Raw genomic sequence first — 25,094 nt, 5'->3', positions numbered from 1 at the left:
ATTAAATGGCGGCCAAAGATCTATATGAAAAGGACTTTTATAAAGTCCTTGGAGTAGATAAGAAGGCGCCCGCCGATGAAATCAAAAAGAAGTATCGCGCTATGGCGCGGGATCTGCACCCAGATAAAACAAAAGGTGATGTCGCAAAGGAAGAACAGTTCAAGGCGGTTTCTGAAGCCTATGAAATTTTGTCTGATCCTAAAAAGCGTGCTGAATACGATGAAGCGCGTTCCTTGTTTGCAAAAGGCGGTTTTCGTGCACCAACAGGTGGTGGTTTCCAAGGTGGAGATTTCGGTGACATCTTTGGTTCTGGAAACCCACAAGACATTTTTGCAAACCTGTTTGGTGGTGCTGGTGGACGTCGCGGACCGCGCAAGGGACAAGATTTACAAACCGAGGCAACAATTTCTTTCCGCGAATCAGTATTTGGAACAACCCTTGAACTGCGTTTAGGAATGGATCGTGGACAGTCACAAAACATTTCTGCGCGTGTGCCAGCAGGTGTTAACGATGGCGCAAAGATTCGCATGAAAGGTAAAGGATCACCCGGTGAAGCAGGACCAGGAGATTTGTTTATTCAATTACATGTTAAGCCGCACCCAATCTTTGGACGAAAAGGTGAAAACTTAACGCTGACTTTGCCCGTTACATTTACTGAAGCTGCTCTTGGCGCCGACATAAAAGTTCCGACATTGTCTGGTGATGATGTAACTGTTCGTATTGCACCAGGCACACCAACTGGACGCACTTTGCGCGTAAAGGGCCGCGGGGTCACTAAAGGCAGTACTACAGGCGACTTATTGGTAACAGTAGAAGTCCAAGTGCCACAACGTGTTGATGGAAAAGCACTTGAGGCGTTAAAGAAATTTGCTGAAGAAACTGCCACCGAAGATGTTCGCGTCGATTTTGTTAATAAGGCAAAAATATGAGCGATGTAGACAAGAACCAACCAGATGATGATGCTGGTGTTTATGTCATTTCAGTTGCCGCTGAAATTTCAGGAATGCATCCGCAAACGCTGCGTCAATACGACAAGTTAGGTTTAGTCTCACCATCTCGCACTGAAGGACGCAACCGTCGTTATTCACTGCGCGACATAGCATTGCTGCGGGCAGTTCAAAAGCTAGTTGGTGAAGGAATCAATCACGCCGGTATCAAGCGAATTATCGAACTGGAATCTGCGATGGCCAACATGGCAGTAGAAGTTGCTCAACTTCGAATCGAAGTAAATGCGTTGTTAGAACAAAACCCACCAAAAGGTTTGGCTACCCGAAGCAAGAGCGAAGTAATTATTTACAAAGAAGATAAGTAATTACAAGAAGTTAATTCGGCCCGACCATTTACCCAGGGTTGGTTCTACCGGAGATTTCAAAATCTTTTCAATAACCGTTGCATAGACATCACGGAAATCTGTAGTCACCGCTAAATCATCCTTATACAAATTCTTTAGTGATGGCTGTTCTCCGTAGAAACCGCCCTTGACTGAATTTCCAATCAAAAACATTGGTCCTGATGTGCCGTGATCTGTTCCTTGCGATCCATTACCTACAACGCGACGACCAAATTCGCTATAAATCATGATCGTTACATCATTGCTACGGGTGGTTGTCTTTAACTGACCCATAAAACGTGTCAAAGAATCAGAAACAACGCCAAGCAGTTCCGCTTGTGCATTTGCTTCATTAGCGTGGGTATCAAAGCCACCTAAAGAAACCGACCACACCTTTGTTGGCGATCCTGCAGCAATTAACTTTGCAACCACATCTAGCTGTTGGGCCAAATTACTATCTCCGCCAGCGTTTCCACCATTAGTTGTTGGCAGATCTGGATCAACAGGTGCGGGGGCTCTTAGTACCGGCTGCACATTGGTTGAAACGCTAAACAAATTGCGCATTGAAGTTGCAGCAGCTGCCATCAACTTTGAATCCTTATTTGAAGTCTTTGATAGCTGCATGCATTGATTAGCAAAAGCTCCCTTGGGAATAACTAATCCGCCGAGTGGCAATGCCGAACCGCTGCGCTTGGCACCAGCCAGCATCGGAGGCAAAACAGAACCTAAAGAGATTGCAAGCATGGGATCAGAACTTTGTGTATCAACCCAGCGACCTAGCCAGCCAGTGTTGATGTGTTTTGCAGGTGATGCGGTTTGCCACTTTGCCATTGATGAAAAGTGCGAACGATCAGGATTTGGATAACCAACACCGCGAACAATTGCAACCTTCTTTTGATCCCACAAACTCTTTAAACCCTTCATCGCAGGATTTAATGCAAGTTCTGCATCAAGTGGCAATACCTTGTCTGCAGAGTATGAAATCTCGGGGCGTAAAGAGTAATAAATCGGATCTGTATATGGAACAACAGTATTTAAACCATCATTACCACCATACAAAGTTACAACCACAAGAATTGGAGTATTTGCAGGTAGTGGACGATCGATAGCAGCTTGCGCAATTTGATCAATGCTAAGTAGCGGAGCTGCAGCACCAACTGCAACAGCGCCAGAAGTCAGCTTTAAAAACTTTCTACGAGTGACGGTATCCATGGTTGTCTCCTATGCACTCACTATGTATTCAGGACTACACAAAGCCAACAAGGCAAATTGTGCTGGATCTGCTTGGGCGCCACGCAAAGCAGCTTTTGTTCGTGGACTCCATTCAGGAACACCTAGCCAATCCGCGCTCTGGATCATGCGTTGAGCAGGTGTTAGCGATTTCAAAACTCGTAGATCACTTTGCTTAACTAACCATGTTGCAAAAGAGAGTCGATACTGCGCAGTTGCTGACGATAACCAGGCTTCACCAGCGGGCCAACCGCCCACATTTGGCGGTGAAAACGGTACCTGGCCAAGCTTTTCTAAGAAGTTAATCATCTGTGCAGGTGTCTTTAATGCAGATGGTGTTAGTTCCAAAGCGCGGCAAGCAGAAATAAACCATTCAACAGGTGATTTAACCATCGCATACTTTTCATCACGCATTGCAGCATCGCGAGCCATTGCAGTAACCGCTGCAGAAATATCACGATTATTAAATGCGCTCTTTGCAACAAAGTTCGTCGGCATATCTTCTGTGCTTGACATAAATCGGTACCATAAACGTTCAGCAATAAATTGAGCGCTGTCATCGCGTGCAACTAAGAAATCTGCCAAAGAGTCTCCAGTAAAGACTTCTGTAGTTCCAAGCAAAGTAACTGGATTCTTGTCACGACGGTTTTGATTTATTGTGACATTTCCATTGCTGCGAACAACTTGATAACCAGTTAAGACCCGAGAAATACTTTTAACATCATCTTCGGTATAACGACCGACACCTAAAGTAAATAACTCCATTAATTCGCGACCCAAGTTTTCATTAGGTGCTTTAACCGTATTGTCCTGTCCATCCAACCAAAACTGCAACGCACCATCATTAACCATAGCCCGAGTCATATCTTTGAAATTTCCAAGGCAGTAAGTGCGTAAAGTTTTATTCTGCTTAAACATTGGTAGCGGATAATTCAATTTATCAACTGATGTTGCCCAGTGACCATGCCAGAACCAGGTCATTTTCTCGGTTAAACCGTTATCGGCCAATGCCATGCGATCTAGCCACCACACAAGCATTTGCTGTGTTTGATAACGCATTGCGATTGCGAAAGGAACAACCTCTTTTGTATTTGGCTTAGGTCGTGGACCTAAATCAGTTATCTCTGGTTCCACAACTTTTGCTAATCCTGCATCAACAGCTGGAACCGTTAACAACTTTGTTCGGGTTGCCTCAACACCATCTGTTAAAGCTTGCGCATATTCACCAGGGCGCGGCCCAAAACCAAAGCGGTGGAATAACCGCGAGATTTCTAGGTTCTGAGAGTTCATGCGATGAGGGTAAACCCGTATTTCACCCGCGGTACAGTTTCCCTATGAATTCACGCGAAACACTCAGAGAACAGATCCTTACTAAAGCAGTCGTACACGGCAAGGTCATTCTTTCTAGCGGTAAAGAAGCTGATTACTACGTAGATCTGCGCCGCGTGACGCTTGATTCAGTTGCTGCTCCACTGGTTGGCCAAGTGATGTTGGAGTTAACTAAAGATCTTGATTACGAAGCAGTTGGCGGATTAACACTAGGTGCCGACCCAGTTGCAACCGCGATGATGCACGTTGCCGCAAGTCAAGGAAAGAAGATTGATTCATTTGTTGTTCGCAAAGCAGAAAAAGCACACGGTTTACAACGTCGCATCGAAGGCCCAGATGTAAAGGGCAAGCGCGTGTTAGCAGTTGAAGATACTTCAACAACAGGCGATTCAGTTCTTACCGCGGTTGAAGCACTTGTTGAAGCCGGGGCAATTGTTGTTGGTGTTGCAGTAATTGTGGAACGCGGCGCAGAACCAAAAATCAAAGAGGCAGGGTATGAATACCGCGCCGCTTATCAGTTATCTGATTTAGGCTTGTAATGCTTTGATTGGCGCTCTTTAAATATTTCAAGAGCCAACGGAATCAAACTTCCGGCAACAATTAATCCAACAATTAACATCAATAAATAATGCCCTTGTTCTTCAAAGACATCACCTAAGAAGTAACCAATTCCCATTGCAACCTGGGTCCAAATAATCGCACCAATTGCGTTCCAAGTTGAAAATAATCTACGCTCTAAATTAGCAACACCGCACACTGGGTTAATCAAAGTACGAGCAAATGGAATAAAGCGACCAAAAACCAGAGCCTTACGTGGTCCGTATGTGGCCAAATACTTTTCAACCTTATGAACCATCTTCTGATTAAAGAAGCGACTTTCTGGTCGATCAAAAAATGGCCGTCCAAACTTTTTTCCAAACCAATAACCAACTTCGCCGCCAACGATGGCTGCAATTGGTGCCAAGGTAAACAAAAGCGGTGTTGAAAGCTTTGCATCCCCCAACGCTGCAGCCCCTGATCCAGATGCTGCGATACCGGCTAAGAAAACAACTTCGCCGCCCGGGAAAACCAAACCAATAAGCAGGCCGGTCTCCATAAAAATGATTCCAAGGACGCCAATTAAGCCCAGCGTTGAGACAACGGAGTTGGCATCCAAGAGGTTCATACGGTCAGGCTATCCCACGCTCAGGCTGTGCCCGAGTTACCAAATCGTTGTAGTTATACATACCTTTTACATGCCCTCTACCTTGCCCCTGACAAGGGCTAATACGAGAATTGCCCCACCACGGGACGCGGGTTTCAGATGGAACCCGGACCGCTGACCCCTTAAGGATAAAAATGAAAAGAAAAGGTCTTCTTGCAGTAACTGCTGCAGCTGCTCTTTCTCTTGTAGCTTCACTTGTAACAACAACTTCAGCAACAGCTGCAGTTAACTGTGATCCATTCACAGGCTACAAGGGACTAAAGGGCAAGACAGTAACAATCTTTACTTCAATTCTTGAACCAGAATTAACAACACTTCAGTCAGCATGGAAAGATTTCACAACATGCACAGGTGTAAAGATCAAGATCGAAGGATCAAACCAGTTCGAAGCATTGCTACCAGTTCGCGTAAAGGGTAACAACGCACCAGATCTAGCTTTCATCCCACAGCCAGGACTTCTTGCAAAGCTTGTTGAAACAGGCAAAGTAAAGACAGCTCCACGCGCTGTTGTAGCAAACGTTGACAAGTTCTGGTCTAAGTCATGGAAGGCATACGGAACCGTAAAGGGTAAGTTCTATGCTGCACCATTCGGATCAAACATGAAGTCACTTGTTTGGTACTCACCAAAGCAATTTAAGGCAGCTGGTTACACAGTTCCTACAACATGGGATCAAATGATTGCACTTGCAGACAAGATGGCAGCAGATGGCAAGACAGCATTCTGCGGTGGTCTAGGTTCTGGTGGAGCAACAGGATGGCCTGCAACTGACTGGGTAGAGCAGATTGTTCTACGCGATCATGGTTCAACTGTTTACAACAACTGGGTAAGCCACAAGATTAAGTTCTCAGATCCACGCATCGTTTCATCAATGGAGAAGGTTGCATCATGGATGCAGAATCCAAAGTGGGTCGGTAACGTTAAGGGAATTGCAACAACAACATTCCAGGATGCAGGTAAGGATATTCCTGGCGGTAAGGGTTGCATGATGCTTCAGCAGGCTTCTTTCTACGGAAACATCATTGCTGAATCAGGCGCAACAATCTCACCAACAGGTGATGCATTTGCGTTCTACCTACCAGCTACAAATTCAAAGGTAACTGTTCCTGTTGTTGGTGGTGGAGAGTTCACAGCAGCTTTCTCATCACGTCCAGAAGTACAGGCAGTACAGGCTTACCTTTCATCAGCAACATTTGCTACATCACGCGTACAGCTTGATAACTGGATCTCTGCAAACAGCGGTGTACCTCTAGCTGCTTACAAGAACCAGGTAGACAAGTTGTCAGCAACATACCTAGCAAATCCAAAGTCAACATTTGGATTCGACGCATCTGACTTAATGCCAGCTGCTGTCGGTGCAGGTTCAATGTGGCGTGAATTCACTGCATGGTTCGGTGAAGGCAAGTCAATTGCTGATGTTGTAAAGGCAATCGACGCTTCATGGCCTAAGAGCTAATAAGCGCAACTAGGTAATAACGGAGGAGGTCACCTTTACGGGTGGCCTCCTCCGCACTTACACTTCCAAACAATTCAAATAAGTAGAAAGGTGAACGAAGAAGATGTCACAGTTCCTGACAGACAATGTTCCTAAGTTCACCTCTGTCTTTACTGCAATCGGTGCCTTCTTTGTGGTGCTTGCAGTGCTCTTCGCAATTGCCGGTCGTGCAAATGGTAAAAAAGCTCGTCCTATCGCCTTAGTTGTTTTATTGGGACCCGCACTTGTTTTACTTCTTGCTGGACTTGTAATTCCAGGTATCCGAACAATTCTTTTTAGTTTTATGAACCCAGATTCAAATGAATTTATTGGGTTAGGTAATTACCAATGGATGCTCGAAGATCCAAACATTAAAGTCATTATGGTCAACACCGTTTTATGGATCTTGGTTGTTCCTTTGTTTACCGCAGCTCTTGGTCTACTACTTGCAATCATGCTTGATCGAATTAAGCATGAATCCATACCGAAATCATTGCTTTTTATGCCGATGGCGATCTCATTTGTGGGCGCATCAATCATCTTCAAGTTCGTTTACGAATTTAATGAGCCAGGTGATGTGCAAATCGGTTTACTAAGCGCGATAGTTCAATTCTTCGGAATGACGCCAAGTGATTGGATGCTTTCAAAGCCACTTAATACTTTCTTGTTAATGATCATTTATGTCTGGACTCAAATGGGATTCGGAATGGTGATCTTGTCAGCAGCAATTAAAGGTGTACCGGCAGATATCGTCGAAGCATCTGCACTCGATGGCGCACATGGGTGGCGTTTATTCCGCAACATCACTTTTCCAATGGTTAAAGGAACTTTCATCGTGGTTCTTGCAACCGGTGTTGTTGGCGCGCTTAAGGTTTTCGACATTGTTCGCACGATGACCGGTGGAAATTTCAGTACCAACGTGCTTGCAAACGAAATGTATTCACAAACATTTGTTCAATTTGATCAAGGTAAAGGTTCAGCGCTAGCTGTAGTTCTTTTCGTCTTGGTGACACCAATTCTGATCTACAACATTCAATCATTGCGAAAGGAGCGTGCACACAATTGAGTAAAAAACTCGCAGAGCACAATCCTGGTCGCAAGATTTTCTCAAGCAAGATCGCAACGACAGTTGTTTGGGTTATAACCATTATTTGGACTGTTCCGACCCTTGGTTTGCTGGTTACCTCCTTCAAGACCAATGAAAAGATTCTGAATGAAGCTTGGTGGACATCACTGCTCAACCCGGACTTCACTCTTGAAAACTACAAAGGTGTCTTCTTGGGTGATGGAACTGCCTCGCTAAGTACAGGTGTACTTCCTTACTTCATCAACTCAATTGTTATCACTTTGCCTGCAACAATCTTCCCGATTGTTATCGCAACGATGGCTGCCTACGCCTTGGCGTGGATTCGCTTCCGCGGCAGCAACTTCCTGTTTTTCTCTATTTTTGCTCTGCAAATCGTGCCTTTACAGATGTCATTAGTTCCATTGCTTTTGCTATTCACGGGCGGTGCGCACATTGGTTCAGTACAGATCTTCCCAGCGCTAGGTATCGCCGGAGATTTCGCAGGTATTTGGTTGCCTCACACAATGTTTGCTCTGCCACTTGCTATCTACTTATTGCACAACTTTATTTCTAACTTGCCACGAGATTTAATGGAAGCTGCCCACGTTGATGGCGCAAACCATTTCACTATTTTCCGCCGCATCGTTTTGCCGCTATCAATTCCTGGAATCGCATCAATTGCAATCTTCCAGTTCTTGTGGGTATGGAACGACTTACTTGTTGCACTTACTTTTGCATCAGGTACCGAAGAAGTTGCACCAATTAACAGCAAGTTGGCATCACTAGTTGGTCAATACGGGTCTGGTTACACGCAACTATCTGCGGGTGCCTTTATCACTATTGCGATTCCGCTAATCGTCTTCTTCTCATTGCAGCGTTACTTCGTCCGCGGACTTCTTGCGGGCAGCGTTAAATAGCCTGCCCGTTGTTTTTAATCTGTTCGCGGTACCAATAACCAGAATCTTTGATGATTCGCTTTTGCGTTTCAAAATCAACATGGACAATTCCAAAACGCTTGTCATAACCAAGTGCCCATTCGAAGTTATCCATTAACGACCATTGGTAATAACCCTTAACCGGTGAGCCTTGTGCAATCGCATTAGAAACAGCTTTCAAATGTGTTTGTAAGTAATCGATACGACGTTGATCTGCAACACGACCAGAAGCATCTGGACCTTCATCGTAGGCAACACCATTTTCAGTAATAAACAACGGTGGCAATTTGTCGCGATGCTCTTTGTGCCAACGCACCAGCAGATTTTCAAGTCCACCAGGTGTTAGCGGCCAACCCATATCGGTTAACGGACCACGTGGTGTCTCATCGATATCTAAATCAAAAAGCCCTGAAATAGAGTGCCATTCAGGCTTGCCACCCAAGGATTTACCGATGCGATTATCAAAATAGTAGTTAATTCCGATGAAATCATTTTTAACTTGTGCTGCCTGCATATCGCCATCTTTGATGACTGATGTCAGCTCATCACCGTACGAATCAATCAAAATTTGTGGATAGGTGCCATACATAATCGCATCCATCCAGAAACGGTTTTGATGCGCATCTCCAATTGCTGCCGCATGAGCTTGGGCAGGATCGTTGATGTCATCTGGAACATGGTTAGCTTGATTCAAAACAGGTCCAGTCAAAATGTCGCTGCGTACCGCGCGCATTGCGTTAGTCGATGCAGCATGTGTCAGCACTGTGTGGTGAGCCGCAGCAAAGGATGCGCGACGATCCAAGATTCCTGGTGCATGGATTCCGATTCCATGACCTAACCACGCAACCACCCATGGTTCATTGATCGGTGAAAACTTCTTAACACGATCGCCAAAACGTTCTACAACCGCCGTTGAATAATCCGCAAAGTAATTGACGATATCGCGGTTTACCCAACCACCTTTATCTTGCAAAGCTTGTGGCAAATCCCAGTGATACAAAGTTGCTAGCGGTTCGATACCGGCTTCAAGCAAGCCATCAATTAAGCAATCGTAAAAATCAAAACCACGTTCTTCGCGGACGCCATCACCCTTTGGAAACATACGTGACCAAGCAAAAGAAAAACGGTATCCCTGCAGGCCAAGCTCTTTCATGATTGCAATATCTTCTGGGTAACGGTGATAGTGATCATTAGCCACATCACCGGTGTCACCCTTTGCTACCTTGCCCGGAGTTTTACAAAATGTGTCCCAAATCGATGGACCACGTCCATCAACATTGGCTGCACCTTCAATTTGATATGAAGATGTTGCAGCACCCCAGATGAAATCCTTTGGAAAATTAGCCATGCGATAAGCCTATGGGCAACGTGGGAATATGTCAGTAAACTCCCGAAATGAGCCAATTACGCCGGTATTCGCGTGCCCGCATAGCAATTACCACCGCCTTCGTTATCAATGGAGCAACAGTTGGTGCTTTTTACGCACGTGTTCCTGACTTCAAAAAACAATTAGATATCTCAAACAGCGCATTAGGTGTGGCGTTGTTATGTATCGCAGTTGGCGTATTAATTGGGTTGGGTTTTTCTGGCAGGCAATCAGCTAAGCGCGGCAGCGCACCAGTTACTTATTATGCAACATATGCATTAGGGCTTTCGCTGTTGTTAGTTGGACCAGTTTTAAACTATGCCGCTCTTTGTTTAACCTTTATTGTCTTTGGCGCATGTTTATCTACACAAGATGTTGCCATGAATTCGCACGCCATTGTTTTAGAGCATGAAGCAGATAAGCGATACATGAGTACCTTCCATGCCACTTTTTCCATGGGCGCACTAGCTGGTGGTGTAATTGGCGGCATCTTCGCACAGCAAAAGATTTCAATTATGGCCCAATGTGTAACTCTCTCAATTCTAATTCTTCTTGCAAACTTTTCTGTTCGCTCAATGTTCCTGCCGGCAGATTTAGATAAGCATGCTGTTGAAGGTAAGAAGGAAATTAAGAAACCAAAGATCTTCTTAATTGTTGGTTTGCTCGGAACATGTGCAGCAATTGGCGAAGGCTCTGCTGGTGACTGGGGCGCAATCCTTGCTCGCGATACCTTTGATGCAACTCCATTTATTTCTACCTTGCCATACATTTGTTTCTCCGCAGCAATGGTGATCGGTCGTTTATTTGGCGATCGCGCTGCGAGCAAGTACGGCCCAATGAACTTAATTGTTGGTGGCGGATTAATCGCAGGTATTGGTTTAGGTGGCGGATTATTAGTTGGTGGAATCGGCGGAGTTATCTTCGGTTGGCTTGCAGCTGGAATCGGATTATCAATCGTGATTCCAATGTTGTTTAGTCAAGCTGGCGAAATTGCCAAGACCAGATTTGAAGGCCAGTTCGCCCCATCTGAAGGCGTCGCCATGGTTTCAGGCATCGCATACTTCGGCTTCCTGGTCGGCCCGCCAACCCTGGGCTTCCTGGGTGATGCCATCGGCCTTCGCTGGGCGATGCTGGTTCCAGCGGTCCTGGCCCTGATTATGGCCCTGGGTTCTCGCCCCGTTTTAACGCGTAATAGATAAGTGTAATTTGCCCTAAACGGGGCTTCCTGACTTACACTTCGTCAGTCTTGCGCCTCCACTGGGCGCTTCTAACTCCAACGGAGGAGAACCTATGCGTGCTTTGAGCACCGTATCACCGGTCACTGTTACTGGATCCAACTTAACCCTGGTCTATGTCGTTCTAGGAATTTCCCTAGCCGCGCTCGCAATCGCCTACGGCCTACGCGCCCAAGTTTTGGCAGCTAGTGATGGCACGCCAAAGATGCGCGAAATTGCCGAAGCGATTCAGGAAGGTGCAGCTGCGTTCTTAGCTCGCCAGTTCCGCACCTTGTCATTCTTTGTTGTAATCGTATTTTTCCTTTTGTTCGCACTTCCTGGTGATGCTGAAATTCGCATCGGCCGCTCAATCTTCTTCTTACTCGGTGCAGCATTTTCTGCATTGGTTGGATACAACGGCATGTGGCTTGCAGTTCGCGCAAATGTTCGCGTTGCAGATGCAGCTCGTAACAAGGATGGCGAAAAGGCAGTACAGATCGCATTTCGTACAGGTGGTGTCGTTGGTATGACAACTGTTGGTTTGGGCCTAATCGGCGCATCCCTTGTTGTAATCATCTATCGCGAAAACGCACCAGCAGTTCTTGAAGGCTTTGGTTTCGGCGCAGCGATGCTCGCAATGTTCATGCGCGTCGGTGGCGGAATCTTTACTAAGGCAGCAGATGTCGGAGCTGACCTTGTTGGTAAAGTTGAAAAGCACATTCCAGAAGATGACCCACGCAACGCAGCAACAATTGCAGACAACGTAGGAGACAACGTTGGTGACTGTGCTGGTATGGCTGCAGACTTGTTCGAATCTTATGCAGTAACACTTGTTGCAGCATTGATCCTTGGTAAGGCTGCATTTGGTGATGCAGGTCTTGTTTACCCATTGATCGTTCCAGCAATCGGAACAGTTACAGCTGTTATCGGAATCTTCCTAACCAAATTGCGCAGCACTGATAAGTCAGCAATGACAGCGATTAACCGCTCATTCTTCTTGTCAGCGATTATTTCTGCAGGTCTAACTGCGCTTGCAACATTTACTTACCTACCATCTGACTTCAAGTTGATGACAGGTCTTTCAGCCGAAGCAGTTGCAGCAGCGGGAGATACCAACCCACGCGTTCTTGCACTTGGCGCAGTATTGATCGGTATCGCATTAGCTGCAGCAATTCAGATACTTACCGGCTACTTTACTGAGACCGGAAAGCGTCCAGTAAATGATGTCGCAGCCTCATCTGAAACAGGTGCAGCAACGGTAATTTTGGCTGGTATCTCAGTTGGTTTTGAATCAGCGGTTTATTCAGCACTGCTAATCGCAGGTGCAGTATTCGGTGCCTTCTTGCTCGGTGGTGGAAGCATTGTTCTTTCTCTCCTTGCAATTGCACTAGCTGGAACAGGTTTGCTAACAACTGTTGGTGTAATCGTTGCGATGGATACATTCGGTCCGATTTCAGATAACGCACAAGGCGTTGCTGAAATGTCAGGCGATGTTGATGGCGAAGGCGCAGAGATCCTTACAAGCCTTGACGCAGTTGGTAACACAACTAAGGCGATCACTAAGGGAATTGCAATCGCAACCGCAGTACTTGCAGCAACCGCGTTGTTCGGTGCATTCACCGATGCAATCAAGACCGCAGTTATCGATGCAGGTAAGACTGCAGCAGAAGTTGGCTTGCAGTTCCAAGGAGTTCTAGATGTTGCAGATCCTCGTAACTTGGTTGGTTTGATTATCGGAGCAGCAGTTGTGTTCTTGTTCTCAGGTCTTGCAGTGAACGCGGTATCACGCGCAGCTGGCGCAGTTGTTGTCGAAGTTCGCGAACAATTCCGCTTACACCCAGGAATCATGAAGGGAACAGAGAAGCCAGATTACGCACGCGTAGTTGATATCTGTACTCGTGATTCACTACGTGAACTTGTTACACCAGGATTGCTCGCTGTTATGGCACCAATCGCCGTTGGTTTCGGTCTTGGAGTTGGCGCACTTGGTGCCTACCTTGCCGGTGCAATTGGTACCGGAACTTTGATGGCGGTATTCCTTTCTAACTCAGGTGGAGCTTGGGATAACGCTAAGAAGATGGTTGAAGATGGTCACCATGGTGGAAAGAACTCTGATGCACACGCAGCAACAATCGTTGGCGACACAGTTGGAGATCCATTCAAGGACACAGCAGGTCCTGCAATTAACCCACTTATCAAGGTTATGAACCTTGTAGCGCTGTTAATTACACCTGCAATCGTTGCTTTGGCACTTGGCGATGGAGGAACAACAAGCACACTGATTTCACTGGGAGCAGTCGCAGTAATCATTGGTGCGCTTATTCGTAACCGTCGTCAAGCAACATCTATTAGCGTCTAAGTAGAAGAACTTCCCCTTCTCTATGGCAAAGGCTAAGACCAACCTAATTAAGCTTGTGATTGTTGAATCACCAGCTAAGGCTCGAAAAATTGGTGGGTACCTCGGCGACGGTTATGTCGTCGAGGCATCTGTCGGTCATATCCGCGATTTGCCACAACGCGCAGCAGATATTCCAAAGGAATTTAAAAAGATCGCCTGGGCTAAAGAAGGCGTAGATATTGAAAATGAGTTCGCACCCTTATATGTCATAAATCCTGACAAAAAAGCAAAGGTTGCAGAGCTCAAAGAGTTAATGAAAAATGCCGAAGAATTAATTCTGGCAACGGACGAAGACCGCGAAGGTGAAGCAATTGCTTGGCACCTAGTTGAAGTTCTGCAACCAAAGATTCCAATCAAGCGCATGGTCTTTAATGAAATCACTAAAGAAGCAATTCAAGCAGCAGTAGAAGACACTCGCGATCTTGATTATCACTTGATCGATGCGCAAGAAACTCGTCGCGTTCTGGATCGCCTTTACGGCTACCGACTTTCACCAGTGTTGTGGAAGAAAGTCATGCCACGTATTTCTGCTGGCCGCGTGCAATCAGTTGCTACACGATTAATTGTTGAAAAAGAACGCGAACGCATGGCCTTTATTTCTAGTGCTTGGTGGGACTTGGCCGCAGTTACAGCCCTTGGTTTCAACGCACGTTTGCTAGAAGTAGATGGCAAGAAAGTTGCAGCAACTTCAGATTTTGGCGCAGATGGCGCAGTCAAAGAAAAATCACTTGCCAATATTCTTTTACTAGATGAAGCAGGGGCAAGAGGCTTAGTTGGTAGCCTGAAAGCCAGCGATTTAACCGTTAAATCAATGGAAGAAAGCCCACGCACTGAACGACCAAAGCCACCTTTTACAACATCGACAATGCAACAAGATGCAGGTAGCCGACTTGGTTGGGGCGCACAAATCACAATGCGCGTTGCACAACGTTTGTACGAAAACGGTTACATCACCTACATGCGTACCGACAGCATTAACTTGTCACAACAAGCAATCACCGCAGCACGCAACGCTGCTAAAGCTCTATACGGAGCAGATCATGTTGCAGATGCACCACGTGTGTATCAAGGAAAATCTAAGAACGCACAAGAAGCCCACGAAGCGATTCGCCCAGCTGGAGACATCTTTAAGACTCCAGGTGAATTAGCACCCGAACTTTCACGTGATGAATTTGCTCTGTATGACTTAATCTGGAAGCGCACTGTTGCTTCCCAAATGGCAGATGCTAAAAAGATGCAGATGCGTGTTGATTTTGACGCAACAACAAATGATGGCAAGAAAACAATCTTCCGCGCAAACGGTTCAGTTATTACTTTCCCGGGTTTCCTTGCTGCCTACGATGACGTTGTAAGCGATGAAAATAAAGATGAAGAATCAGAAGACAAGCGCTTACCTGCGATGACCGTTGGTCAATCAGTAAAAGTCAACGAATACACCTGCGAAGGTCACGAAACCAAGCCACCTGCCCGTTACACCGAACCAACCCTGGTTAAAAAACTAGAAGAACTAGGTATTGGTCGGCCTTCAACTTTTGCATCCATCATTCAAACAATTCAGGATCGCGGATATGTATACAAGCGTGGCCGTGCATTGGTTCCAACTTTCCTTGCCTTCTCTGTTACTGGATTACTTGAAACTCACTTTACAAAGTTGGTTGATTACGAATTCACCGCCAGCATGGAAGAAGATCTAGACAAGATCGCAGCCGGTGAAGCTGGCCGCGTTGATTGGCTTACCGACTTCTTCTACGGTGTAGATGGCCAGCCTGGCCTTAATGAATTATCAGCAGATTTAGGCGTTATTGACGCTCGCGCGACTAACACCATGAACCTGTCCCCCGAAATCGAAATTCGCGTTGGTCGCTACGGTGCTTATCTGCAAGAAAACAAAGAGGGCGAAGAGCGCAAACTTGCAAACATTCCAGAAAACTTAGCACCGGATGAATTAACTCTTGCTAAAGCAATTGAATTATTAGCAGCCCCTTCTGGTGAGCGCGAACTTGGTATTGATCCAGTTACTAATTTGCCGATCATTGCAAAGTCAGGACGCTTTGGTCCTTACATCACCGAAGTTTTGCCAGAAGTACCAGTCGAATTAACTGCGTCTGGAAAGAAGAAAAGGAAGAAAGCCGATGCACCTAAAGCTAAGACAGCGTCGCTTCTTTCAACAATGACTTTAGATACCGTTACTTATGAAGATGCGTTGCAACTGCTTTCACTGCCCCGCACATTAGGTACAAACAGCGCCGGTGATGACATCACTGTGCAAAATGGTCGCTACGGTCCATACCTAAAAGCCGGCACAGATTCACGCACACTGACATCTGAAGAACAATTGTTCACAATGACTTTAGATGAAGCACTTGAAATTTATTCAAAGCCAAAGGAACGCCGCCGCGGTGTCGCAAAGCCACCGGTCAAAGAACTTGGCATGGATCCTGAAACACAAAAGCCTTTGATCATTAAAGATGGTCGCTTTGGTATGTATGTCACTGATGGCGAAACAAATGCAACGCTTCGCCGTGGTGATACCGCAGAAGGTATGACACTAGAACGCGGACTTGAATTATTGGCAGGACGCCGTGCATGGGAAGCAGAAAACGGCCCATCACCAAAGAAGTCACGCAAAAAGGCGGCAGCAAAACCTAAGAAGGGCGACACCGCTCCAACCCTTACAAAAAATGTTGTTAAGAAAGCTGCAACCAAGAAAGCTGCAAAGAAAGCAGCAACTGGCAAAGCTAAGAAAGCCGCTGCGAAGGAATAGGTTGATGCAATGAAAAAGACTCGTTTATACATGTTTCTATTTTCATTTTTCTTGATGGCTGTTTCTGCCATCGGAATTGCACTTCTCGCAGCTCGCTAATAAAGATTCAATTAGCTAACGATATTGCGCCGCTGTGCTTCTTTGATCGCACCCCTACGACCAGTAACCTGCAAAATTTGGTAGATGCGCATTGTTTCTTGACGCACAGTTGATTCGCTAAAACCAAGATCTTTTGCAATCTGTGGATTTGTGTAACTCTGCGCCATTAAATCCAAAATTCGCATTTGACGAGGAGATAAGAACTCACCGTTTGCACCTTCATTACCTCGAACAACTTGCGCAAAACGACCATGGCTAACACGCGAAAGATACAAGCCCACCATTCCGCCGATGGCTGCAACAAATGAGACTAGTTCAGGTGTTGGACGAACTTGTAGGCGAGACATGATTCCTAGTGCACCCGCGGGCGCTCCAAATATATCTACTGAAATTGCAATAAAGGTTTTTGAATCATGGTTACCTGGATACTGGGCAAGCTCTGGGTAATCTCGTTCCCAATCTTCATGATCTGCAATCCAAACAAGTTGATCATTTCGAATCGCATCACAAATAGGGAGTTTTTCACTGAGTGGAAACTCTTTCCAGCCATCCATTTGCTCCTCTGAATATCCAAAGGAGTCAATAGGTCGAACCATTCCATCAGGATGTAATTGCGAAAGAAAAATTTGATTTGCGCCAAGTGGTGTAAGAGTCTTCAAAACAAGGTATTGGGAAAGTAGCGAGGGCGTAACCTCTTGGCGAGCTAGATACAAACTCAGATCAGAGACTGAGTCCATAAGGGATGTAGCATCTGCTGTATTAGGCATTTCACCCTCCTTTCTACTTTTTTACCAACTAATAAGCGGTGGGCCTGCGAATAGGCCATGACTGGACCGATAGTTCAAATATGACCTAATTATGCCCGCATTCTGACCGATTTTATCACCCCATCACCTCGCCCTTAATTGAGACTTTACGCAGGCGAAAGGAGCGTGCTCCTGAGCAAAAGGGTGATTTTGGGCGTCTGTCCAAAGCTGATGGAGTTTTAGGGCGGTTCATAAATTGGCATCTTTACTGAAGAAAATTACGAGTCTGGTCTCAGCTTCGGCCCTATCGTTGGGTCTACTTGCTGCCATTCCACTGACCTTCTCGCTTCCAACGGCAGCAAATGCAGTTGCCCTTCCAGCTTGTGTGGACTCCGGATACACAAAAGCAAGCACCAACATAACGATCACCCCCAGCCATGGAAAAGTTATGTACATCGATACAGGTGTTTCGCCACGAATTGATGCCGCATACGTTGGCTACAGAATCACTAATAACACAGGTAGCGCCCTAAGTGGATATTGGGTTTCGCTTACCAATTTTAGAGGCAACGTAGTTTCCCTAGCCAACAGTGCAGACGCCAACCAACAATTGATCGACAACTCATCACCTCTTCCAGATGTAGCAAATGGAGCTACAAGAACCGTTTACTTTTTAGTTAAGGCAAATACATCAACAAAGTCATTACAGACACACACGGTATCAATTTATGCCGGTCGTCCAGATGCGGTCAGTGCAGCAGCTTTATCTCAATGTGACTTTGCATTTACTAAAGTTGCAGAAACCATTAAAGCGGCAGCAAACAAAGTTACCGCAGTAACTGTTGATGCCTCCACTCCAAGTATCGGTTCTCTTGTGACTGTAACGGTTACAGGTGCAGCCGGTGTGATTGGTGCAGGCAGTGCCGACGTGGGAAAAATTCTTTGGTTTTCACCTGCGGCATTTTCAACATTTCCAACTACTTCTTTGCGTTTGGAATCTGTAAAACTAAAGATTGCAAACAACAATCAAATAGCAGCAAACGGAAATAACAAAGTTTGGATTTATGATGAACGTTTGCTAGTAACTCCATCAATCACACCAAGCAGCGACACATCATTTACTGGTGAAGAAACAACGGCGGACGCTCTCGACTCAAAGAGATTTTATGAAAATGTCTATAAATTCCGTGTAATTTCACGTGCTGCCACATCTACAACAATCAATCCAATCGCCCAGATTTCAAGCGGTACGCAGATTAAACATACAGATGTTAATGGCAGCAGCTCTGGAACCATCAACACAACAGCGGCGCCAATCACCTTGAGCGTTTCTAAGTCGGCGACAATCCCAAATCCTGTTGTGACCGAAACTATTAGCGATATTGTTTATTCAAGAATTAATTACACCGTAACCGTCACAAACTCATCTGGTACCGGTCGAGTGGATCAAATTGTTGATACACCGGGATCTGGGGTTTTATTCAAAACAGGTTCAGCAAAGATCGGCTCCACGGTGATTCCTGATCCGGTAAAGCTTTCAACTGAAAGTTCAATGAATCCCCAGCCGCTTCACTTTATTGGACCGTTCACTGTAGCTAATGGCTCACCCTTGTCTTTGACATATACGATGTTGGTACCACAGACAAACTCCACAACATTCACAAATACAGCAGTTGCTTACACCGGTTCGCAAATTATTGGTGCTTCCTCATCAGCTATTTCAGGCGCAACCGTAACTAATAATGGCTCAGGTGTGCCAACAACAACAGTAACAACTACAACAACCCTGAACCCTGTAGCGGTTACTTTTAGTGCAACAGCCATTGGAACAACGACCGCTGTCCTAAACGGAACTGTGGACGGAAATGGTCAAACGCCGACCTATCAATTTGAGTGGGCTACTAATTCATCTTTAGCCGGATATACAACTATTACACCTTCATCGAACACGGTTTCGGGAAGCGATCCAACAGCATTTACAAGCAATTTCACCGGAACATCTGGAACTACCTATTGGTATCGAATTGTTGCTGTTAAGAGTGGAGTTCGTTACCCGGGTGAGATTGTTAGCTTTACTCTGATTGAACCTGCGAGCCCAGCTAATGCCACAACGGTCAATGCAAGTGCTATTCAAACAACATCTGCGACCCTTAACGGAACCATCGATCCAAACCTTCAATCAATCACAGAGGTTCGATTCCTGTATGGAACCAACAGCAATCTTTCGGGCGGTACATCAAGGATTCTCTACGAGCTCGATGAAGATGGCAAAGAAACGAATGTCAAAGTAGCCCTATCGGGAGCAAATCCTATTGATGTGGCTTGGACACAGACCGGATTGACTAACAACACCACCTATTTCTTCAGAATTGAAGCTACATACACAAGTGGAAGCGTTCAAAATGTGACAGGAAGTATCCTTTCGTTTAGAACAGGCACAACCGCTCAGACAATTACATTTAACGCACTCACAAATCAAAATTACATAGCAAATGGCACCTATACAGTAGCAGCGACAGCTAGCTCTAATTTGGCGGTTACTTATACTTCTGAAACAACTAGTGTGTGTACAGTAAATGCGAGTACAGGGGTAGTCACATTTGTGACGGCGGGAACATGTGTGATCACAGCTTCGCAGGCCGGTAACACAACTTTTGCTCCAGCTGCATCTGTTTCGCAGCAATTTGAAATAAATCCAGCTGCACCGACAGTTCAAACAAATTCAGCATCTAACATTACCAAAACTGCGGCAACGTTGAACGGAGCAGTAACCACTGGAGGAAGTACAGATACAGCTGCTACCTTCACTTATTCAACTAACTCAAACCTGTCATCAGGCAATACAACGGTTACTGCTATTCAATCGCCGTTGGCTTCTGACAATAATTCTGTCAATTTTCCACTAACGGGATTAACGGCTGGAACAACTTATTACTACAGAATTTCAGCAACTAATAGCAACAGTACTGTCAACGGAAGTATCGTAAGTTTTGTTACTGCATCTCCAGTTGCTATAACCCTAACGGCAGACAACAAGTCAAAGAATTATTTGGCCACAGATCCAAGCTTTACCTTCCAGCAGACCTCTGGAACTTTAATCGGACATCAAATTTCAGGTGTTACATACACATTCCAAAGTACAGGTAGCACACCTTCATACGGTCCCTCAACAACAATTCCGACACAAGTAGGTACTTACTCAATTACGCCAGCGGCAGCCGTATTCTCAATAGGCGATGTTGCTGATTACGCAATCACCTATGTAGCAGGCACCTATACGATAGATAAGATTGCACAAGCCGCACTAACTTTTGCCAATAGAAATTTAAGTCGAAGCACGCCCTATACCCTCTCAACAACTGGCGGTTCAGGTACAGGAGCTGTTTCCTACACATACAGCAGTGGAACAGTCGTATGTTCAATTTCATCTGCACAAATAACAACTCCAGGTTCTGATGGCACCTGCGTTATTGAGGCTGTAAAAGCGGCAGATAGAAATTATTTGTTAGAAACTGCAACCGCGACAATGACAATCAATAGCATGTTGGCACAGACTATTTCATTCGCGGCTCCTAGCAATAGAAACTACTCACCTACTTCGTTTACTGAAACGGCTACAGCAACCAGTGACCTTACAGTTACGCTAACTTCAAATACACCAAGTATTTGTACTGTGGCAGCAAACACACTTTCAATTACCATGCTGACCGCAGGCGTTTGTACATTAACAGCTTCGCAAGCGGGCAATGGAAGTTACAACCCTGCCGATCCGGTCACTCAATCTTTCACTATTTCTAAGGAAACCCGCACAATCGAGATGAAGAGCAGTACGGATGCTGGTTTTTCACAATCCTACGTAACGGACGGTTACGCAAACTGGGGCCTCACTCCACCAACTCTTAAGAGTTTGGCATCTGAAGGCGATAACGACGCCAAGACCTATTCACTAGATCCATCCTCCGTGGGTTGTGAAGTCGATGCTAATGGCACCACCCGATTCGTCGGTGCTGGAACTTGTAAAGTCAAAGTATCAATTACCGGAGATAAATATATTAACGCTGAATCAACTGTTGTTTCTTTCGATATTGGTAAAAAGAATCAGACAATTGCCTTCACGGCCTTAAATCCAATGACTATTGGAGATGCAAACCAAGATCTAGTTTCGTCAACAGACGGGACAGGACTAACCGTCACTCTTTCAATAGATGCTTCATCGGTTGGAATTTGCGAAATCGTTTCAGGGCGAATTCGTGCTTTAACAGCCGGAACTTGTGTTGTTAACTCAAACCAATCTGGAAATAGCAACTTTAACCCAGCTGCTCAGGTACAACAGACATTTGTGATTTCTGCTGCACCATCTTCTACACCTGCACCAACTCCTACGCAAACGCCTTCACCTGTGGTGTTGCAAAAGATCACACCAGCGATTGTTTGGAAGAACCCACTTCCAATTCGCTACAAGACATTGTTGTCTGCAACTCAACTCAATGCGATCGCAACTTTGCCAACATCAGTTACCGCAGCGATTTTGGATCCAAAGTCTGCTGACCAACTATCAGCAACCGCGCCACGATTGATTGGTACATATTCCTACCTTCCAATGAGTGGCCAGATGCTTTCAGTTGGAGTTCAAAAGTTGAATGTAACTTTCACACCACTCGAAAGTGGTACTTACGAGGCTGTGAGCGCAACTGTCGAAATTCTAGTTCGCGATGTTCCAACCCTTACTTGGGCAAATCCTGCACCGATTAAGAAGGGGACGCCATTAGGAAACACACAACTCAATGCAGTTGGAAGCGTGCCGGGAGCCTATAAGTACTTAACACCTGCAGGAACAATCCTTGCTCCAGGTAAGCACAAGCTAAAGGTTCTCTTCACACCAACTGATCCTTCGTTTGAACCGATCGAAGCCGAGGTTGAGATCACTGTTGAATCAATAATTATTGATCCGCAAGCGACGCCGATTGTCACACCATCTGACACCAAGGCATCACAGCCAATTACGAACACGACTTCTTCAGTAATTCTTAGTGTGCTTGCAGTAGGTAGTGGATTAACTACTGCAACAACTAATGGTTCATCTGTATCCGTTGAGCCAAAACTTGGTTTCTCTGGAAAGACACAAGTATTAGTTAAGGTACTTGATCAAGGAGAAGAAAAGCAGATTGTCGTTCCAGTTACCGTTCTTCCATTGCCGGCTGTGGCACTAACAACTACTCCAAACAATCGAGGTCAAAGCACCATCTCTTGGAAAGCATCACCAAACGCAATTTCTTATGAAGTCACTTTGGGCGGAAGAAGTATTTGCTCTACATCAGCAACTTCTTGTGCAACACCAGCACTAATCGGACCAAAATCTGATGTCAAGGTCCTTGCAAAAGGTAATGATGAGACTGTTGCTCCTGTCATATCAGCCAGGTACACAGCGCCAAGGAAACCGATCACTGCACTTGTCGTTTACTTCGATACCAACAAGTTCAATTTGGATGCTAAGGACAAGGCAGATATTCAAGCTATCGCTAAGGTAATTATTGAGCAGGGCTTTAAGAATATTGTTGTTAACGGCCACACAGATTTGCGTGGAGGCGTTGATAACAAAGTTCTTTCAAGAAATCGTTCAAACTCAACCTTTAACTATTTGAAGCAACTTGTGCCTGGACTCAAGGTCACGATCGGTGCATTCGCATCAACTAAGCCAGCTGTGAGGGGCAAGAGTGCAGCCGCACTAGCTTCTAACCGACGTGCAGAGGTTGGCGTCTACTAGAGGGAAAAGTCTCTGAAATCAGGGGGTTCTGCCCCTTTCTGAGCCTGGAGATAGACTTACCGCCATGCCAAGGACGCTCCCTACCCCTGCCGCTCCGGCGCAGGATGTAACTCGCAGCGTCCTTGCGATTAAGCCCTTCCGCAAGCTGTGGAACTCCATGGTCTTCTCATCCCTTGGAGATTGGCTCGGCCTTCTTGCAACTACTGCGATGGCGCAACAACTTTCTGGCGGTGATTACGCAACTGCAAACTTTGCAATCGCAGGTGTCTTCATCGCTCGATTGCTACCCGCAGTTTTCCTTGGCCCAATCGCCGGCGTAATCGCCGACAAATTAGATCGCCGCAAGTTAATGGTCAATTGCGACATTCTGCGCGCAGCGCTCTATATCTCGATCCCGATTGCAAATAATTACTTCTGGCTCTACACCGCAATGATCTTGGTCGAATGCATAACTTTGTTTTGGTCCCCCGCTAAAGATGCATCAGTTCCTAATCTCGTCCCCCGCGAAAAATTAGAAAACGCAAACCAAGTTTCATTACTGGCCGCATACGGAACCGCACCAATCGCTGCATTGATCTTTACCTTCCTTTCTCTCTTCACCAGCGCAATCAACGCCGCTTTCGAGATAAGCACAACCGCTGTTGATATTGCACTGTATGCAAACGCACTGTCATTTGCTTTCGCCGCATTTACTATCTGGGGATTACGCGAAATCCCACGAGGCGCCGCAGAAAAGAAATCGGCAGACACCGGAATCCTTAAATCTCTGCACGACGGTTGGAAAGCTGTATCAGGCAGCAAAATTATTCGCGGCCTAATCGTCGGAATGGTCGGCGCATTCGTTGCAGCTGGCGCAGTCATTGGCTTGGCTCGCACATTCGTTGGCGACTTAGGCGGCGGCGAAGCTGCTTACGGTGTTTTGTTCGGCGCAGTCTTTACTGGCCTTGCAGCCGGAATCGCATTTGGCCCAAGAATCTTTGCTCAATTTTCTCGTCGCAGACTTTTCGGTGCATCACTCACCGCCGCCGGCCTTTTTCTGGTCGCGCTTGCTGCAATTCCTAACCTGGTCCTTGCAGTCTTTATCGTCATCATCTTGGGCGCATTTAGCGGAATCTGTTGGGTTACCGGCTTCACCATGCTTGGCATGGAGGTCGCAGACGATGTCCGCGGCCGCACCTTTGCCTTCGTGCAAAGCCTGATCCGCGTGGTTTTAGTCGGCGTTCTTGCAGTCGCCCCACTAATCGCCGCAGCCGTTGGCCAACACACCTTCAAGTTTCAAAACACACAAATCAGTTATAACGGCGCGGCAGTAACAATTTTGTTTGCCGGAATCATCGCATCCCTTATTGGTCTCGTTTCCTACAAACAAATGAAGGACCGCCCGAATGTTTCACTGTGGTCTGATATTTCAAATGCACTAAAGGGCGAACTTGGTTCAATTACCGGTGCACCAACTGCGGGAATCTTCATCGCATTCGAAGGCGGCGAAGGAATCGGTAAATCAACACAAAGCAAACTTCTTAAAGCGTGGCTAGAACAAGAAGGTGAAACCGTTGTTCTTTCCCGCGAACCAGGCGGCAGCGATCTAGGAATTGAAATCCGCAAGATTCTTCTTTCACATTCAACAGGAGAAATCAGCCCCCGTGCCGAAGCTCTTCTTTACGCCGCAGATCGCGCCCACCATGTGTACAGCGTTATCCGCCCAGCATTAGCCCGCGGTGAAGTTGTAATCAGTGATCGCTACTTTGATTCATCGATTGCATACCAAGGTGCAGGCCGTGTTCTAGAACCCGGCGAAGTTGCACGTATTTCTAGATGGGCAACTGAATCTCTTTTCCCAACGCTTACAATCATTATTGATCTGCCACCACAGATTGGTCTTGCGCGCCTAAAGAGCAAAGATCGTCTTGAATCTCAACCAATTGATTTCCACGAACGCGTTCGCCAAGAGTTCTTACAGTTAGCTGCCCTTGACCCCGAACGCTACGTCATCATCGATGGCAACCAAACCATCGAAGATACACATACCGCAATCATTTCTCGCGTTAGCCAAATCCAAACACTTAAGCGCAATGCACACGAAGATAAAGGCAATCTTTTACTTCGCCCAATTCGCGCAGCTGGTAAAGTAGTTAAGAAAACCGGCACCACTGCCAAAAAAGCCGTAAAGAAGTAAG

General features: G+C 46.0%; 16 protein-coding genes. 11 read left to right on the top strand and 5 right to left on the bottom strand.

The genetic code is table 11. The features are described 5' to 3' along the window. Nucleotides 1-5 precede the first annotated feature (5 nt). Together AC9UC2_RS00880 and AC9UC2_RS00875 are read left to right on the top strand one after the other, a co-directional pair. The gene (locus AC9UC2_RS00880; protein ID WP_509524141.1) at nt 6-929 is read left to right on the top strand and encodes a DnaJ C-terminal domain-containing protein; all 924 of its coding nucleotides are present in this window, start codon (nt 6-8) and stop codon (nt 927-929) included. Further along, entirely contained in the window at nt 926-1,312 is a 387-nt protein-coding gene (locus AC9UC2_RS00875) for a heat shock protein transcriptional repressor HspR (RefSeq protein WP_509524139.1), read from the top strand. The genes AC9UC2_RS00880 and AC9UC2_RS00875 overlap by 4 nt, the downstream gene beginning before the upstream one ends. Here AC9UC2_RS00875 and AC9UC2_RS00870 read toward each other — a convergent pair whose 3' ends face one another. Both AC9UC2_RS00870 and AC9UC2_RS00865 read right to left on the bottom strand, forming a co-directional pair. Next, nucleotides 1,313-2,542 (bottom strand): DUF1501 domain-containing protein, encoded by a 1,230-nt coding sequence (locus AC9UC2_RS00870; protein ID WP_509524136.1) that lies wholly within the window; start codon nt 2,540-2,542, stop codon nt 1,313-1,315. It lies immediately after the preceding gene. A 9-nt stretch (nt 2,543-2,551) separates the two neighbouring features. Next, on the bottom strand, nt 2,552-3,850 hold the full coding sequence (locus AC9UC2_RS00865) for a DUF1800 domain-containing protein (RefSeq protein WP_509524134.1): 1,299 nt from the start codon (nt 3,848-3,850) through the stop codon (nt 2,552-2,554). Between the two features lie 44 nt (nt 3,851-3,894). Here AC9UC2_RS00865 and pyrE point away from each other — a divergent pair, with 44 nt between their 5' ends. Then, nucleotides 3,895-4,428 carry an orotate phosphoribosyltransferase gene (pyrE, locus tag AC9UC2_RS00860; protein ID WP_509524131.1) on the top strand — a complete coding sequence of 178 codons (534 nt, stop codon included), beginning with the start codon at nt 3,895-3,897 and terminating at the stop codon, nt 4,426-4,428. Here pyrE and AC9UC2_RS00855 read toward each other — a convergent pair. Continuing rightward, complete coding sequence (locus tag AC9UC2_RS00855; protein ID WP_509524128.1) at nt 4,404-5,054, bottom strand: DedA family protein; 651 nt, start codon at nt 5,052-5,054, stop codon at nt 4,404-4,406. The two genes, pyrE and AC9UC2_RS00855, sit on opposite strands and share 25 nt — an antisense overlap. Nucleotides 5,055-5,227: 173 nt before the next feature. Between AC9UC2_RS00855 and AC9UC2_RS00850 the strand changes: the two genes are divergently transcribed. The 3 genes from AC9UC2_RS00850 to AC9UC2_RS00840 all read left to right on the top strand — a co-directional run bounded on the left by AC9UC2_RS00850 (nt 5,228) and on the right by AC9UC2_RS00840 (nt 8,548). Continuing rightward, nucleotides 5,228-6,547: an ABC transporter substrate-binding protein gene (locus tag AC9UC2_RS00850; protein ID WP_509524126.1), complete on the top strand. Its 1,320-nt coding sequence runs from the start codon at nt 5,228-5,230 to the stop codon at nt 6,545-6,547. A gap of 103 nt (nt 6,548-6,650) precedes the next feature. After that, nucleotides 6,651-7,631 carry a carbohydrate ABC transporter permease gene (locus tag AC9UC2_RS00845; protein WP_509524123.1) on the top strand — a complete coding sequence of 327 codons (981 nt, stop codon included), beginning with the start codon at nt 6,651-6,653 and terminating at the stop codon, nt 7,629-7,631. Next, the gene (locus tag AC9UC2_RS00840) at nt 7,628-8,548 is read left to right on the top strand and encodes a carbohydrate ABC transporter permease (protein ID WP_509524121.1); all 921 of its coding nucleotides are present in this window, start codon (nt 7,628-7,630) and stop codon (nt 8,546-8,548) included. Before AC9UC2_RS00845 ends, AC9UC2_RS00840 begins: the two co-directional genes overlap by 4 nt. On the opposite strand, the gene AC9UC2_RS00835 is transcribed toward AC9UC2_RS00840, so the two are convergent. Continuing rightward, nucleotides 8,541-9,914 carry a GH1 family beta-glucosidase gene (locus AC9UC2_RS00835; RefSeq protein WP_509524118.1) on the bottom strand — a complete coding sequence of 458 codons (1,374 nt, stop codon included), beginning with the start codon at nt 9,912-9,914 and terminating at the stop codon, nt 8,541-8,543. The genes AC9UC2_RS00840 and AC9UC2_RS00835 overlap by 8 nt on opposite strands. Before the next feature lie 47 nt (nt 9,915-9,961). Between AC9UC2_RS00835 and AC9UC2_RS00830 the strand changes: the two genes are divergently transcribed. The 3 genes from AC9UC2_RS00830 to topA all read left to right on the top strand — a co-directional run bounded on the left by AC9UC2_RS00830 (nt 9,962) and on the right by topA (nt 16,308). Beyond that, a complete protein-coding gene (locus tag AC9UC2_RS00830; RefSeq protein ID WP_509524116.1) occupies nt 9,962-11,131 on the top strand; it encodes an MFS transporter in 1,170 nt (389 codons plus the stop codon). A 91-nt stretch (nt 11,132-11,222) separates the two neighbouring features. After that, nucleotides 11,223-13,505: a sodium-translocating pyrophosphatase gene (locus AC9UC2_RS00825; RefSeq protein WP_509524113.1), complete on the top strand. Its 2,283-nt coding sequence runs from the start codon at nt 11,223-11,225 to the stop codon at nt 13,503-13,505. Between the two features lie 22 nt (nt 13,506-13,527). Beyond that, on the top strand, nt 13,528-16,308 hold the full coding sequence (gene topA / locus AC9UC2_RS00820) for a type I DNA topoisomerase (RefSeq protein ID WP_509524109.1): 2,781 nt from the start codon (nt 13,528-13,530) through the stop codon (nt 16,306-16,308). Nucleotides 16,309-16,418: 110 nt separating this feature from the next. Here topA and AC9UC2_RS00815 read toward each other — a convergent pair whose 3' ends face one another. Next, nucleotides 16,419-17,174 carry a helix-turn-helix transcriptional regulator gene (locus tag AC9UC2_RS00815; RefSeq protein WP_509524107.1) on the bottom strand — a complete coding sequence of 252 codons (756 nt, stop codon included), beginning with the start codon at nt 17,172-17,174 and terminating at the stop codon, nt 16,419-16,421. 289 nt (nt 17,175-17,463) lie between these two features. Between AC9UC2_RS00815 and AC9UC2_RS00810 the strand changes: the two genes are divergently transcribed. Together AC9UC2_RS00810 and tmk are read left to right on the top strand one after the other, a co-directional pair. After that, nucleotides 17,464-22,917 carry an OmpA family protein gene (locus AC9UC2_RS00810; protein ID WP_509524104.1) on the top strand — a complete coding sequence of 1,818 codons (5,454 nt, stop codon included), beginning with the start codon at nt 17,464-17,466 and terminating at the stop codon, nt 22,915-22,917. A 64-nt stretch (nt 22,918-22,981) separates the two neighbouring features. Then, the gene (tmk, locus tag AC9UC2_RS00805; RefSeq protein WP_509524102.1) at nt 22,982-25,093 is read left to right on the top strand and encodes a dTMP kinase; all 2,112 of its coding nucleotides are present in this window, start codon (nt 22,982-22,984) and stop codon (nt 25,091-25,093) included. Nucleotide 25,094 lies beyond the last annotated feature (1 nt).

Source organism: Candidatus Planktophila sp., from assembly GCF_036734405.1.
Classification (GTDB): domain Bacteria; phylum Actinomycetota; class Actinomycetes; order Nanopelagicales; family Nanopelagicaceae; genus Planktophila.
This window is presented reverse-complemented; position numbering and strand designations above follow the sequence as displayed.

Bases quoted from the DNA above. Each gene is read 5' to 3' on its own strand.
- AC9UC2_RS00880 (WP_509524141.1), top strand. From the start codon at position 6: ATGGCGGCCAAAGATCTATATGAAAAGGACTTTTATAAAGTCCTTGGA.
- AC9UC2_RS00875 (WP_509524139.1), top strand. From the start codon at position 926: ATGAGCGATGTAGACAAGAACCAACCAGATGATGATGCTGGTGTTTAT.
- AC9UC2_RS00870 (WP_509524136.1), bottom strand. From the start codon at position 2,542: ATGGATACCGTCACTCGTAGAAAGTTTTTAAAGCTGACTTCTGGCGCT.
- AC9UC2_RS00865 (WP_509524134.1), bottom strand. From the start codon at position 3,850: ATGAACTCTCAGAACCTAGAAATCTCGCGGTTATTCCACCGCTTTGGT.
- pyrE (WP_509524131.1), top strand. From the start codon at position 3,895: ATGAATTCACGCGAAACACTCAGAGAACAGATCCTTACTAAAGCAGTC.
- AC9UC2_RS00855 (WP_509524128.1), bottom strand. From the start codon at position 5,054: ATGAACCTCTTGGATGCCAACTCCGTTGTCTCAACGCTGGGCTTAATT.
- AC9UC2_RS00850 (WP_509524126.1), top strand. From the start codon at position 5,228: ATGAAAAGAAAAGGTCTTCTTGCAGTAACTGCTGCAGCTGCTCTTTCT.
- AC9UC2_RS00845 (WP_509524123.1), top strand. From the start codon at position 6,651: ATGTCACAGTTCCTGACAGACAATGTTCCTAAGTTCACCTCTGTCTTT.
- AC9UC2_RS00835 (WP_509524118.1), bottom strand. From the start codon at position 9,914: ATGGCTAATTTTCCAAAGGATTTCATCTGGGGTGCTGCAACATCTTCA.
- AC9UC2_RS00830 (WP_509524116.1), top strand. From the start codon at position 9,962: ATGAGCCAATTACGCCGGTATTCGCGTGCCCGCATAGCAATTACCACC.
- AC9UC2_RS00825 (WP_509524113.1), top strand. From the start codon at position 11,223: ATGCGTGCTTTGAGCACCGTATCACCGGTCACTGTTACTGGATCCAAC.
- topA (WP_509524109.1), top strand. From the start codon at position 13,528: ATGGCAAAGGCTAAGACCAACCTAATTAAGCTTGTGATTGTTGAATCA.
- AC9UC2_RS00815 (WP_509524107.1), bottom strand. From the start codon at position 17,174: ATGCCTAATACAGCAGATGCTACATCCCTTATGGACTCAGTCTCTGAT.
- tmk (WP_509524102.1), top strand. From the start codon at position 22,982: ATGCCAAGGACGCTCCCTACCCCTGCCGCTCCGGCGCAGGATGTAACT.